The organism is Aeromonas sp. 2HA2 (assembly GCF_029237345.1).
In the GTDB taxonomy this organism is placed as follows: domain Bacteria; phylum Pseudomonadota; class Gammaproteobacteria; order Enterobacterales; family Aeromonadaceae; genus Aeromonas; species Aeromonas salmonicida.
Window position 1 is genome coordinate 25,717 of sequence record NZ_JAACGB010000017.1, and the last position, 12,353, is coordinate 38,069.

The 12,353-nt window shown below is 61.7% G+C and carries 11 protein-coding genes; 7 read left to right on the forward strand and 4 right to left on the reverse strand.

Going from position 1 to position 12,353, the window contains the following annotated elements; translation table 11 throughout:
* Positions 1-2 precede the first annotated feature (2 nt).
* Entirely contained in the window at positions 3-1,013 is a 1,011-nt protein-coding gene (locus tag GWQ29_RS18600; protein WP_275920041.1) for a LacI family DNA-binding transcriptional regulator, read from the forward strand.
* An 83-nt stretch (positions 1,014-1,096) separates the two neighbouring features.
* Here the strand turns inward: GWQ29_RS18600 and GWQ29_RS18605 are convergent, their stop codons facing one another.
* The 3 genes from GWQ29_RS18605 to GWQ29_RS18615 all read right to left on the reverse strand — a co-directional run bounded on the left by GWQ29_RS18605 (position 1,097) and on the right by GWQ29_RS18615 (position 2,958).
* Positions 1,097-1,825 carry an MgtC/SapB family protein gene (locus GWQ29_RS18605; protein WP_034523310.1) on the reverse strand — a complete coding sequence of 243 codons (729 nt, stop codon included), beginning with the start codon at positions 1,823-1,825 and terminating at the stop codon, positions 1,097-1,099.
* 229 nt (positions 1,826-2,054) lie between these two features.
* On the reverse strand, positions 2,055-2,429 hold the full coding sequence (locus tag GWQ29_RS18610) for a hypothetical protein (protein ID WP_021138050.1): 375 nt from the start codon (positions 2,427-2,429) through the stop codon (positions 2,055-2,057).
* A gap of 343 nt (positions 2,430-2,772) precedes the next feature.
* Positions 2,773-2,958, reverse strand: coding sequence for a DUF2892 domain-containing protein (locus GWQ29_RS18615; protein ID WP_275920042.1), 186 nt, complete (start codon positions 2,956-2,958; stop codon positions 2,773-2,775).
* Positions 2,959-3,073: 115 nt separating this feature from the next.
* On the opposite strand from GWQ29_RS18615, the gene GWQ29_RS18620 reads away from it, so the two are divergent.
* The 5 genes from GWQ29_RS18620 to GWQ29_RS18640 are packed head-to-tail and all read left to right on the forward strand — an operon-like array spanning position 3,074 to position 8,502.
* Entirely contained in the window at positions 3,074-3,391 is a 318-nt protein-coding gene (locus tag GWQ29_RS18620; protein ID WP_005312624.1) for a metalloregulator ArsR/SmtB family transcription factor, read from the forward strand.
* Positions 3,391-3,804, forward strand: a complete 414-nt coding sequence (locus GWQ29_RS18625; protein WP_275920043.1) for a YeeE/YedE thiosulfate transporter family protein — start codon at positions 3,391-3,393, stop codon at positions 3,802-3,804. Before GWQ29_RS18620 ends, GWQ29_RS18625 begins: the two co-directional genes overlap by 1 nt.
* A gap of 12 nt (positions 3,805-3,816) precedes the next feature.
* Entirely contained in the window at positions 3,817-4,263 is a 447-nt protein-coding gene (locus GWQ29_RS18630; RefSeq protein ID WP_059168662.1) for a YeeE/YedE family protein, read from the forward strand.
* A 56-nt stretch (positions 4,264-4,319) separates the two neighbouring features.
* Entirely contained in the window at positions 4,320-5,345 is a 1,026-nt protein-coding gene (locus GWQ29_RS18635) for an efflux RND transporter periplasmic adaptor subunit (protein WP_275920044.1), read from the forward strand.
* Positions 5,338-8,502: an efflux RND transporter permease subunit gene (locus GWQ29_RS18640; RefSeq protein ID WP_275920045.1), complete on the forward strand. Its 3,165-nt coding sequence runs from the start codon at positions 5,338-5,340 to the stop codon at positions 8,500-8,502. Before GWQ29_RS18635 ends, GWQ29_RS18640 begins: the two co-directional genes overlap by 8 nt.
* A gap of 25 nt (positions 8,503-8,527) precedes the next feature.
* Here GWQ29_RS18640 and GWQ29_RS18645 read toward each other — a convergent pair whose 3' ends face one another.
* The gene (locus GWQ29_RS18645; RefSeq protein WP_275920046.1) at positions 8,528-11,020 is read right to left on the reverse strand and encodes a diguanylate cyclase; all 2,493 of its coding nucleotides are present in this window, start codon (positions 11,018-11,020) and stop codon (positions 8,528-8,530) included.
* A gap of 291 nt (positions 11,021-11,311) precedes the next feature.
* Here GWQ29_RS18645 and GWQ29_RS18650 point away from each other — a divergent pair, with 291 nt between their 5' ends.
* On the forward strand, positions 11,312-12,328 hold the full coding sequence (locus tag GWQ29_RS18650; RefSeq protein ID WP_275920047.1) for a lipoate--protein ligase A: 1,017 nt from the start codon (positions 11,312-11,314) through the stop codon (positions 12,326-12,328).
* Positions 12,329-12,353: the final 25 nt, after the last annotated feature.

Consider the following 12,353-nt stretch of genomic DNA (forward strand, 5'->3'; position numbering starts at 1 on the left):
AGGTGGAGAAGAAGAAACGGATCACGATTGCCCAGATAGCCGAATTGGCAGGGGTGTCCAAGGCGACCGCCAGTCTGGTGCTCAACGGCAAGAGTGCGGAGTACCGGATTGCCGACCAGACCCGCAAGCGGATCCAGGCGGTGGCGGACGAGTGCCACTACCAGCCGAGCTTTCATGCCCGTGCCCTGCGCGAGACCCGCAGTTACACCTGGGGGCTGGTGATCCCCGATCTCACCAACTTCGGTTTTGCCAGTATCGCCCGGGCCCTCGAGGCCCACTGTCGCGAGGCCGGGATCCAGCTGCTGATCGCCTGCTCCGAAGATGATCCCACCCTGGAGCAGAAGGTGGTGGACAACCTCATCAGTCGTCAGGTGGATGGCATTATCGTCGCCTCCAGCGGCCACAGCGATGACACCTATGCCCGTATTCACGACCGCCTGCCCGTGGTGCAGCTGGATCGCCACATCGGCGAGTCGCGCCTGCCCATGGTGATCTCCGACGCCTGCAAGGCCACCGCCGAGCTGGTGCGGGACATGGCTGGCGAGTGCGGGGCGGAGATCTACTACTTCGGCGGCCTGCTGGATCTCTCCCCCAGTCGCCACCGGCTGGCGGGTTATGAGCTGGGCCTGCATAGAGCCGGGCTTGAGGCCCAGCCTGCCCGGGTGCGCCATCGCGATTATCAGCCCAGCTCCGGCTATCAGCTGATGGCCGAGCTGGTCGCCGAGCTGGGGGCGCCCCCCAGGGGGCTCTTTACCGCCTCTTTTACCCTGCTGGAAGGGGTGCTGCGCTACCTCAACGAGGCGGGGCTGATGGAGACGGGGATGCGCCTGTGTACCTTCGATGATCACGACCTGCTCGACTGCATTCCGATGCGCATCGACTCTGTGGCGCAAGATTGTCCGGCGCTGGCCCGCGCCGCCTTCGAGCTGATGCAGCAGCTGATTGCAGGGAATGTTCCCGGCCAGACCGCTCAGGTCATAGCCCCCAGAGTGCGCTGGCGCAGTTGCCGCTAGTCGCGCTCCCATCAAAAAGCCCCGCCAATGTTGGCGGGGCTTTTTGTTTATCGGGAGAGGACGCAAAGATATTCCCCGTGCGTTCAATCCGTGGTGCTGGCGCGCCAGAACACCTGCTTGATATGGGGATGAATGGCCAGCTTGACCATAAGAGCATCCAGCTCGTCGCCATCGATGGAGGTGGCCAGCAGCACGGCGGAGATCTCCAGATCCCGCTCGCCGAACGGTGCTATGTCCAGCTCGCTCAAGGGGTAGTTGGCCTGCTCCATCATCTCTTCCAGCCAGTGCAGCACCTCCTTCTGATACTCGCGCTGGGCGAGGGCCGTGACCCTGTAGGTCACCTCGGTATCGGTATTGTCCACCGGGCGGCGGTTGATCTGGTTGACCAGGGGGCGCAGCAGGGTGTTGGCTGCCAGCACGAAGAGGGCGCCGAGCACTGCTTCCATGGCGAGCCCGGCCCCGCTGGCTGCGCCCACGGCGGCGACGCCCCACAGGGTAGCTGCCGTGTTGATGCCGCGGATGTTGCCCGACTCGCGCATGATGACACCTGCGCCGAGAAAACCGATGCCGGAGACGATGTAAGCCACCACATGGACCACGTTGTAGTTGCCACCGTGCAGGTCATAGATGCGCTGGGCCAGGCTGACGAACAGGGCGGCCCCCACGGCGACCAGCACGTTGGTGCGAAGACCCGCGGTACGCTGGCGGTACTGGCGCTCCAGCCCCACCAGGCTGCCCAGCACGAAGGCCAGCAACAGGCTGGCCAGGGTGTCGAGCAGGGAAATCATGTCAATTTGCTGCCACATTCTCATGGCGTACTCCTTCTGATAACTGGTGGCCTTCGGGATGCATGATGGCGTGCCAATGGACACTCCTGATGAATCGCAAGGCTGCATGCGGTAAAGACCATCATGGAAATGAAAACGGACGTCCGGGTCGCACAGAGCCGGATGCTCAGGCGCTCAATGGGAGGCGATGGGCAAGGTGCCGGATCAATGGAGAGGGGCCAGCATGGCTGGCCCCGGATTCACCTGATAGCTGTCAGTTGAGCACTGGCTCGGCATCACGCCGGGGGCGCAGCTCCCAGCGTACCGGGTGGGCTACCCCGACCTGGTGCACGAACTGCACCAGATACCGGCGCTGGGGCGGGGTGCAGTGCAGGTTGAGCACCAGCTCCCGACCACCACTGCGCCCAGGTCTCAGGGATTGCATGGGATGCAGCCCTGCTGGTTGCAGTGTGTGGCTCACCATGTCGAGTACCTGCTCCATGTCGGCGCGATCCTGGCAGCGGATCTGCAACCGGTAGTGGTGCTGACTCGGCTTGCCACGCAGCCAGAGTGGCAGCAGACCACGGCCCAGCTTGCTCAGCAGGGGGTGAGCCTGGGTGGACCCAGATTTGGTTGAAATAAAACGCATAGCAGCCTCCTTGTGGGAAGCAGAAACTATGCAGGCAAGGTGTCCTGGGCCATTGGCCACGAGTCACCTGACGTCAAGTGTAAAAACAGAGAAGAGGGGAGTGGATTTCCGCTTCTCGCAGAGTTGCGAGAACGCGGCAGAGGAAGACCTGCGGCTATCTCGCGACCTGGGTGCCGACGATGAGGGTCGGCCTACAACTGTCACTTGATGAATTGCCCACTGATGGTCTCCGCTGTTGATGAACGGCCAGATGGTACTCATCCAGAGCGATGAGGTAAAGCCCTATCCTCCTTCAGCAACATTTAGATACAAGTTTGTCAATAATGTGAGCCATTTGGCTACATCAGCGACAACCCAGCCTGCGCAGTACCATGGCGGCAGGGCAGAAACCGGTGAAAGCGCTCTGGATCAGGTTGACCCCGACAAAGACACTCAGCCAGAAAAAGCCCGGATGGACCCATTGGGTCAACGCCAGTGACAGCAACAGCATGCTTCCCGCCACGATTCTCACTCCGTTATCAACAGGCATATCTTGCTCCTTGGTTGTTTATCCGGCTGGTTACGAAGGTATAAAATTAGAAGTTGCTAATTTAGATTTTATTTATAGAATAAAACCAAATATAAGCAACTACTAATTTATGCCTATGGCCCCTTTCGATGAGATGACCCGCCACGCAAGCGAGGCAGCAGCCCTGCTCAAGGCGCTGGCCCATCCAGAGCGATTGATGGTGCTCTGTCAGCTGATTGATGGGGAGAAGGGGGTCGGCGAGTTGTTGGCCCACAGCAAGTTGGGGCAGTCAGCCTTTTCCCAGCAACTGGCGGTGCTCAGGCGTAGCGGCCTGATCCGATCGCGCAAGGTTGCCCAGCAGATCTACTACTCGCTGGCAAACGGGGCGGCGGCGGATGTGCTGGCCGTGTTGCAAACCCATTTTTGTCACTCCCAAGAGGATGAGGTGTCTTGATGTTTGAAACCCAATGGTTGCTTGCCCTGTCCGGGGGCATGCTGGTGGGGCTCTCCGCCCTGATGTTGATGCTGTTCAATGGTCGTGTGGCCGGGATCAGCGGCATTCTGGCGGGAGCTTTGCAGCACAGGCATGCCTGGCGCTGGCTGTTTTTGTTGGGACTGGGGGCGGGCGCCTGGTTGGCGTTCAGCCTGGGCTGGGCCCGGATGCCGAGATTCAGCGCTCTGCCGACCTGGCCACTGGTCGCGCTGGCGGGTCTGCTGGTGGGTATGGGTACCCGTCTTGGTAATGGCTGCACCAGTGGTCACGGTATCTGCGGTATGGGGCGGCTCTCGGTGCGCTCCCTCTTTGCCACCCTCATCTTTATGGCGGCCGGTTTCATGACGGTGTTTGTCACCCTGCATCTGTTGTAACGAGGTAATGAGATGAAACTCTTTATCAGTCTGCTCGCTGGTCTCTTGTTCGGGCTCGGTCTGGCCATCTCCGGCATGGTGGATCCGGCCCGTGTCATCGGTTTTCTCGACCTGGCAGGGGCCTGGGATCCCAGCCTGGCCTTCGTGATGGGGGGCGCCTTGCTGGTGTTCATGCCGGGCTACCAGCTGTTGGTCAAACCGAGCAGCCGCAGCCTGCTCGATGAGCCATACCAGTTCGGCCAGCTCCGGCAAGTGGATCGCCGCCTCATCGCAGGGTCGGCCCTGTTTGGTATCGGCTGGGGGCTGGTTGGCATCTGCCCGGGGCCAGCCTTGAGTCTCATTTCCAGCGGTCAGCCCATGATATTGTTGTTTGTGGCAAGCATGGTGGCCGGGATCTTGCTGGTTGATAAGGGATTGAATCGGGTATGGGTGAAGGTGCAGCCATCTCCCATCGCCTGATCCTGTAACGTGAACCGCTGGCGTACTGAACCGCAGCACCAAGGAGGGAGGTTATCATGAAGCATTTTCGGTTGCCGGGGGCCACCTTGCTGGTCATGACATCCACCCTGGCGCTGGCCGGGGAGGCAGAAACCCTGACCTCGTTTACTCTGTCGCCGCAGCTGGTAACCGACTGGCTGATGCTGGATGGCACCGTCAGTGCCATTAATCAGGGGACGGTGGCGGCCCAGACCAGCGGCCGGGTCTCCCGTATGCTGGTGGATGTGAACGACGAGGTGCAGGCGGGGCAACCCCTGCTCGAGATCAGCGGCAAGGAGCAGTTTGCCGCCGTCACGGGTGCGCAGGCGCGACTGGCGCGGGCGCAGGCCCAGCAGGTGGAGGCCGAGCGCCAGCTCGCCCGCTTTCAGGCACTGATTGCCAAGGGGGTGATCACCCGCGCCCAGCTCGACAATGCTGAGGCCTCAGATCGTGCCGCCCGCGCCGAGGTGAATGCGGCCGATGCGGCCCTCACCCAGGCCCGCGAGGCCTACGGTTATACCCGCATTCTGGCCCCCTACGCCGGTGTGGTGACCAAACGGTTGGTGGAGCTGGGGGAGACGGTCGCCCCCGGTACCCCGCTGCTGTCGGGCTTCTCCCTCGACACCTTGCGGGTGGAGGTGGAGTTGCCCCAATCCGCCCTGACGCTTGCTCGCGAGCCTGCGGACGTGCAGGTGCTGCTGCCGGATGGCAAGCCTGTTACCCCGGTCAAACTGACCCGCTTCAACTATGCCGACAGCCAGAGCCACGCCTTCAGGTTGCGCCTCGACTTGCCGCCGCAAACTGCCGGGGTATTGCCCGGCATGTGGCTCAAGGTACAGCTCAAGCAGGGTGAGCGTCAGGTGTTGCAGGTGCCGGATCGCGCCTTGCTGCGGCAAGGGGAGTTCAACGGCGTCTATCTGCAGCAGCCTGCTGGCTGGGCCCTGACGCCGGTGCGGGTCGGCCACTGCTTGGCGGGGCAGTGCGAGATCCTGGCAGGGCTGCAAGCCGGTGACAAGTTGGCCCCCGATGCCTGGGCGCAGCAGCAGGAGCTGGCCCATGAGTAGCGAGCTGAACGGCAACAAGGGGAGACTGGGACCTGCCGGTCGGCTGGCGGCGCTGTTTCAGGGCTCGGCCATCACCCCGCTGCTGGCGCTGGTGGGGCTGCTGCTCGGCCTGTTTGCGGTGTTGGTGACCCCCAAGGAGGAGGAGCCGCAGATCGATGTCACCTTCGCCGATGTCTATATCCCCTTCCCAGGAGCCAGCCCGGCGCAGGTGGAATCCCTCGTCACAACCCCTGCCGAGCAGGTGGTCTCCCAGATAAAGGGGATCGATACCCTCTACTCTTTTTCCCAACCCGATGGCGCCCTGCTGGTAGTGGTGTTCAAGGTGGGTGTGAGCCGCGAGCAGGCTATTGTCGATCTCAACAACCAGCTCGACTCCAACCGCGACTGGCTGCCACAGGGGATCGGGGTCGGTCAGCCACTGGTGAAACCCCGGGGGATCGATGATGTCCCCATCGTCAGTCTGACCTTATGGAGCAAAGATGGGAGCAAGCAGCTGGGTGCACCCGAGCTGACTCGGGTCGCCCATGAACTGGAGACCGAACTCAAGCGCATTCCCGGTACCCGCGATATTTACACGCTGGGCAGCCAGAGCGCCGTGCTGCGGGTGATGCCGGATCCGGCGACCCTGAGCGCCCACGGCATCAGCTGGGGCGAGCTGAGCCAGCGACTTGCGGCCGCCAATCAGGTGGGCCCGACACAGGCTATCGAGCAGGACAACAGTGAGATTAAGGTGCAGGTGGGGCAGTTCCTGCAAAGCGAGCAGGAGGCCCGCGAGCTGGTAGTGGGGCTGCACGACGGCAAGCCGGTCTACCTGGGGGATGTGGCAAAGGTTTCTCTGGGTCAGGAGACCCCGACCAAGCGCAGCTGGATGGGGAAAGGGCAAGCCAGTTATCCGGCGGTGACCCTGGCCATCGGCAAGCAGCCGGGCCAGAACGCGGTCGATGTGGCCAAGCGGGTGGAGGCGCGGGTCGAGAGTTTACAGAACCGATTGATCCCTGCCGGGGTCGAGGTGACGGTGACCCGTGACTACGGCGTCACCGCCGAGACCAAATCCAACACCCTCATCGGCAAGCTGATTTTTGCCACCACTGCGGTGGTGCTGCTGGTACTGGTGAGCATGGGCTGGCGCGAGGCGCTGGTAGTGGGCGTTGCCATCGTCATCACCCTGGCACTGACCCTGTTTGCCAGCTGGGCCTGGGGCTTTACCCTCAACCGGGTGTCGCTGTTTGCGCTGATCTTCTCCATCGGCATTCTGGTGGATGACGCCATAGTCGTGGTGGAGAACATCCACCGCCATCGCGGTCTGGGCAAGGGGGCGCTCAAGGATCTTATTCCGGGGGCGGTGGACGAGGTGGGGGGGCCGACCATACTGGCGACCCTGACCGTGATCGCGGCCCTGCTGCCGATGGCCTTTGTCAGCGGCCTGATGGGCCCCTACATGAGCCCCATCCCCATCAATGCCAGCATGGGGATGCTGATCTCTCTGCTGGTGGCTTTTATCTTCTCCCCCTGGCTGGCGAGCCATTTGCTCAAGGGGGAGGTGCACGGTGCCCACGGCGAGGCCAAGGCCGGCCTCTTTCACCGGCTGATGACCCCTTTCCTGATCGGTGATGGTGCCAAGCGTGCCAGACGCAAACTCTGGCTGGTGGTGTTGCTGTTGGTCGGGGCCGCCACCGCCATGCCGGTGGTGCAGTGGGTTGTGCTCAAGATGCTCCCCTTTGACAACAAGTCGGAATTCCAGCTGGTGCTCGATATGCCTGAGGGGGCAACTCTGGAGCAGACCGAGCGCACCCTGCTGGCGGTTGGGCGGGAGCTTGCCAAGGTGCCGGAGGTGAAGGATTACCAGATCTACGCCGGCACCGCTGCCCCCATCAATTTCAATGGCCTGGTGCGCCACTACTTTATCCGCAGCGGCGCCAACGTGGGGGATATTCAGGTCAATCTGGTGGACAAGCATGAGCGGGATCGCAGCAGTCACCAGATTGCCCAATCGGTTCGGGCGCCGCTGCAGGCTATCGCCAGTGCGGTGGGGGGGAACTTCAAGGTGGTGGAGGTTCCCCCCGGCCCGCCGGTCTGGTCACCCATAGTCGCAGAAGTGTATGGCCCGACACCGGCCGCCCGCGAAGCAGCCGCGCGCGCCGTTCAGGCCCGTTTTGTGGCCACGGCGGATCTGGTGGATGTCGACATCTATCTGACCGACCCGCAGCCCAAGTGGCGGCTGGTGGTGGATCGCAGCAAAGCGGCCCTGCTCGGGATCGATCTCGGGGATCTGGTTAGCAGCCTCAATGGCGGGGTGGGCTATCAGGATGCCAGCTGGCTGCAGGGGCACGGCGCCAAATATCCGGTGCCGATCCGCATCGAGCTTGCCCCCGGTGACAAACGGGATCTGGCGGGTGTGCTGGCCCTCAAGGTGCGCAGCCAGAGTGGCCAGCTCATCAGGGTCTCCGAGCTGGTGAGTCGCAAAGACGAGGTGGCTCCCAGCTATATCATGCACAAGAACATGCAACCCATGGTGATGGTGGTGGCCGACATGGGCGGCCATACCGACAGCCCGCTCTACGGCATGTTTGCCGCCGGAGCTGACATCGACTTGCCCCAATATTACGTGCAGCAGCCCGACAAACTGGGGGAGGTAGCGCTGTTGTGGGACGGGGAGTGGAAGGTAACCTACGAGACCTTTCGCGACATGGGTATCGCCTACGGGGTGGGGATGATCCTCATCTACCTGCTGGTGGTGGCCCAGTTCCGCTCCTATCTGGTGCCGCTCATCATCATGGCCCCCATTCCGCTCACCCTCATCGGGGTGATGCCGGGCCACGCGCTGCTGGGGGCCCAGTTTACGGCCACCTCGATGATCGGGATGATCGCCCTGGCCGGGATCATAGTGCGCAACAGCATACTGCTGGTGGACTTTATCGAGCAGCAGCGCCGCGCCGGAGTGGCGTTCGAGCAGGCAGTGATCGAAGCGGCGCAGGTGCGGGCCAAACCCATCATGCTGACGGCGCTGGCGGCGATGATCGGGGCCCTGTTTATCCTCGATGATCCCATCTTCAACGGGCTGGCCATCAGCCTTATTTTCGGCATTCTGGTCTCCACCTTGCTCACCCTGGTGGTAATACCGCTGCTCTACTACAGCCTGATGGCGCGGCGTGTTTGACGGGAGCAGAGCGCGGCCAGTGCTTTCAGTGTTTCACCAGACCGGGCGGGGGAGAGGCGAGGGGGCCATCGGGCGAGAGGAGGGCCTCTTCCTGCATGCTGGCCTTCAGCAGCGGGAAATAGCGTTTGTCCTGCTTGACCATGTGACCCAGCACCAGATCCTGCAACACAAATTCCAGCAGGGTGAGGCTGGTCAGCTCGCCAGTGCGGGCCGCCTGATAAAGGCTGTCGGCCCGACGGAGCAGCTTTTGATGCTCCTGACGGTGAGTGTCCAGCTCTGCGTACTCCAGCTTGGCCAAAATGGCCTCTTCATTGTTGAAGTGGCGGGCGGCCAGGGCCAGTAGGGCCTCGAAGTTTTGATGAAACTGGTCTGTATCCTCTTCCATGGTCAGCACACCGTTGAGCAACTGGTTGGCCAGGGCAAACAGCTGGCGATGGTCATCATCGATCTGCGGGTGGCCGCAGTCGTGGCTCTGTTTCCAGCCCAGCTGCATCTGGTTGGCTGCCTCTCGCGTGATCCCGCCCGCCATCTGGGGCGTGAACAGCTGGATGCGGTTGCGCCCCGCCTCCTTGGCCTGATACATGGCCTGATCGCCGTGATTCATCAACTGCTTCTGGGTGGTGCCGTGCTGCGGATAGAGGGCCACACCGATGCAGCTTGAGATATGGAAATGGAGCGCATCTGTCATGGCAAAGGTCTGGTTGAGACTCTGGTGGATGGCCTCGGCGATGGCGATGGCCCCCGTTTCTCCCGTTATTTCGGGCAGCAGCACCATGAATTCATCCCCGCCGATCCGGGCGACCGTGTCCCCCTCCCGCACACAGTGCAGCATGCGCTTGGCGACGGTGGCCAGCAGCCAGTCGCCTGCCTCGTGCCCATGCTGATCGTTGACCGGCTTGAAGTGGTCGAGATCGATGAACAGCAGGGCAAGCGGCTTTCCGTCCGCCTGTTGCAGTGAGTGTTGCAGCCTGTCTTGTAGCAGACGACGGTTGGGCAGGTGAGTGAGGGGATCATAAAAAGCGAGCTGGCGCATCATCTCCTCGCTGGCTTTGCGATCGCTGATGTCCCGGGTTACGCCGAGCACAGAGACGGGGTTGCCATCTTTGTCGGCATGCAGTGTGGTCACCACTTCTGTGTGAATGAGGCGCCCATCCTTGTGAGGCTGATCCACCAGGGTGACTCGCTTGGTATTGATGTGATCCCCCGCCGCCCAGGTTGCCAGCGACTCCTTCATCTGGCGGGCGATGCGGTCGGCAGATTCAGCCGTCATCAACTCCTCGCCCGTCTGGGCCAGCACCTCCTCGACGGTGAAACCACGCAAGTGCTGCACCGACGGGCTCAGGTAGGTGAAGCGACCACTCTGGATATCCATGGTCCAGATGACGTCGGCACTGTTCTCCGTGATGAAGCGGAAGTGGCGCTCGTTGTCGGCTATCTCCTGGCTTAGCTGATGGCGTGCCTTGCTCTCTTCCCGCAGACGGCGGTTGAGACGCAGGAAGATCATAAGCAATATCAATAGGAAGGCGGTGACCAGCAGGCCGATGGCGATGCCCTGATAGATCATCAACTGCTGTTGGTGCGCTCTCTCTTCCTGCTGGCTGTAGAGGAAACTATCCAGATCCGGCATGGCAGTGAGCAGGCCGAGGTCCATATAGGTTTGCGCTATGTGTTGCCAGCGGCCGGGATACATGTAGCCCATCTCCACCAGATCGGCGCGGATCAGCGGCTGCATCTGCTTGGCTTCAAACAGCAGCTTGCTGCGGTCCAGGGCCGGATTATTGGTCGCCGGATATTGGGTGAGGATCCAGGCTACCACCTCTTCGGGATGCAGCATGGCGTAACGCCAGCCCTTGAGGCTGGCTTCGCGAAAGGCTCTGACTCTCGCCCCGTGGTCGCGCAATTCACGCTCGGAGGTAAACAGGTTGTCACCGTAGAAGTCGATACCGGCGCTGCGGGGAGTAAAGGTCTGATAGGGCACACCGCTTTGCTGCAATGTGTAGGTTTCATCCGTGTTGTAGGCGCTCATGGCTTCCACTTCGCCCCGAATTAGCGCATCTGCACTCAGGGTATGGGGCTGGCGATGGAGCAACCCAAGAGCAACCCCTTCGTGTTGCAGGTAGGCGATCAGCTCTTCGGAGTGATATTCCAGCATCAGACGGCGGCCAACGAGATCATGCACGTTGTCGATATCGGCACGGGCCAGCAGCACCAGAGGGGAGTGTTGAAACGGGGTAGCCAGGACCACGACAGGTTGGCCGCGCTGGCGATCCAGCAGCAAGTCACTGCTGCCGACTCCATAATGGGCGCGTCCCGAGACAACTTCGTCGACCACGTCCGTGCCCGGGCCGGCCTCTCTGAGCCTGACATCGAGCCCTGCATCCCGGTAATAGCCCTGGGCGATGGCCGCATAGTAGCCGGCAAACTGGAACTGATGATGCCACTTCAACTGTAAAACAATCGGATCCTGTGCCGCGACTCTGGCCGGCAGACAGGCCAGTATGATCAGCAGCAACGGCATGAGCAAAGGGCCAATATGCCGGCCCGAGCAATGGAAAAATGCAGGGGGTAAGCTCAAGTAAGGCCGCCTGGTGATGTATCTATGGCTAGCGTCGGGCAATTTCTCTCATGCTGCAAGTGTCAATCCCTCGGTCAGGGGGGATTTTTGCACGGTTGTGACCGTATCGGTGCTTTTGGCGTCATTCTTGTCAATTTTTGATGGTCTATGGCCACAACCTGGCCTGGTTGAAGACTGCAGGTGAGAAAGAAAGTGGTAATATCGGCCCGCTATTGACTCGATAAAGGCCTGCCCATGACTGCTCTGCGTCTGCTAGTTTCCGACTCTCACGATCCCCTGTTCAACCTGGCGGTGGAGGAGTGCATCTTCCGGCAGATGGACCCGAACCAGCGGGTACTGTTTCTGTGGCGTAACGCCAATACAGTGGTGATTGGCCGTGCCCAGAACCCGTGGAAGGAGTGCAATACCCGCCGCATGGAAGAGGATGGCGTGACCCTGGCCAGGCGCAGCAGTGGAGGGGGCGCCGTGTTTCACGACCTTGGCAACAGCTGCTTCACCTTCATGGCGGGCAAGCCGGGCTATGACAAGAGCATCTCCACCGCCATAGTGCTCGATGCGCTCAAGCTGCTCGGGGTGAATGCCTTTGCTTCCGGGCGCAACGACCTGCTGGTGGCCACCCAGGACGGGGATCGCAAGGTGTCTGGCTCGGCCTATCGGGAGACCCATGATCGCGGTTTCCATCATGGTACCCTGCTGCTCGATGCAGACTTGAGCCGCCTCACCAATTACCTCAATCCCGACCCCAAGAAGCTGGCCGCCAAGGGGATCAGCTCGGTACGCAGTCGGGTAGCCAACCTGTGCGAGTTGCTGCCCGGGCTCGAACATCAGCAGGTGAGTCATGCGCTCATTGAGGCCTTCTTCGCCCACTACGGTGCGCGCGTCTCCCCCGAGCATATCTCCCCGATCCAATTGCCGGACTTGCCCGGCTTTGCCGACACTTTCGCCCGCCAGCGCAGCTGGGAGTGGAATTTTGGTCATGCGCCTGCGTTCACCCATCAGCTGGACGAGCGCTTCGACTGGGGCGGGGTGGAGCTGCATTTCGATGTGGAGAAGGGGATCATAGGTCGGGCGCAGATCTTCAGCGACAGCCTGGATCCGGCCCCATTGGATGCATTGGCCCAGCGGCTGGTGGGCGTGGCCTATCGCAGCGACGCCATCGCCGCGCTGCTCGGGCAACTGAAGACCGATTTCCCGGCTCGGCAAGCCGAGCTGGATGCGCTTGCTGGCTGGTTGCAGGCGGCACTGCGCTGACCGCAATGTCCAGGCAGCATGCTCA

What these genes read in the sequence shown, in the direction of transcription:
- GWQ29_RS18605 (WP_034523310.1), bottom strand. Translation starts at nt 1,825, where the DNA reads ATGAGAATGTGGCAGCAAATTGACATGATTTCCCTGCTCGACACCCTG.
- GWQ29_RS18610 (WP_021138050.1), bottom strand. Translation starts at nt 2,429, where the DNA reads ATGCGTTTTATTTCAACCAAATCTGGGTCCACCCAGGCTCACCCCCTG.
- GWQ29_RS18615 (WP_275920042.1), bottom strand. Translation starts at nt 2,958, where the DNA reads ATGCCTGTTGATAACGGAGTGAGAATCGTGGCGGGAAGCATGCTGTTG.
- GWQ29_RS18620 (WP_005312624.1), top strand. Translation starts at nt 3,074, where the DNA reads ATGGCCCCTTTCGATGAGATGACCCGCCACGCAAGCGAGGCAGCAGCC.
- GWQ29_RS18625 (WP_275920043.1), top strand. Translation starts at nt 3,391, where the DNA reads ATGTTTGAAACCCAATGGTTGCTTGCCCTGTCCGGGGGCATGCTGGTG.
- GWQ29_RS18630 (WP_059168662.1), top strand. Translation starts at nt 3,817, where the DNA reads ATGAAACTCTTTATCAGTCTGCTCGCTGGTCTCTTGTTCGGGCTCGGT.
- GWQ29_RS18635 (WP_275920044.1), top strand. Translation starts at nt 4,320, where the DNA reads ATGAAGCATTTTCGGTTGCCGGGGGCCACCTTGCTGGTCATGACATCC.
- GWQ29_RS18640 (WP_275920045.1), top strand. Translation starts at nt 5,338, where the DNA reads ATGAGTAGCGAGCTGAACGGCAACAAGGGGAGACTGGGACCTGCCGGT.
- GWQ29_RS18645 (WP_275920046.1), bottom strand. Translation starts at nt 11,020, where the DNA reads ATGCCGTTGCTGCTGATCATACTGGCCTGTCTGCCGGCCAGAGTCGCG.
- GWQ29_RS18650 (WP_275920047.1), top strand. Translation starts at nt 11,312, where the DNA reads ATGACTGCTCTGCGTCTGCTAGTTTCCGACTCTCACGATCCCCTGTTC.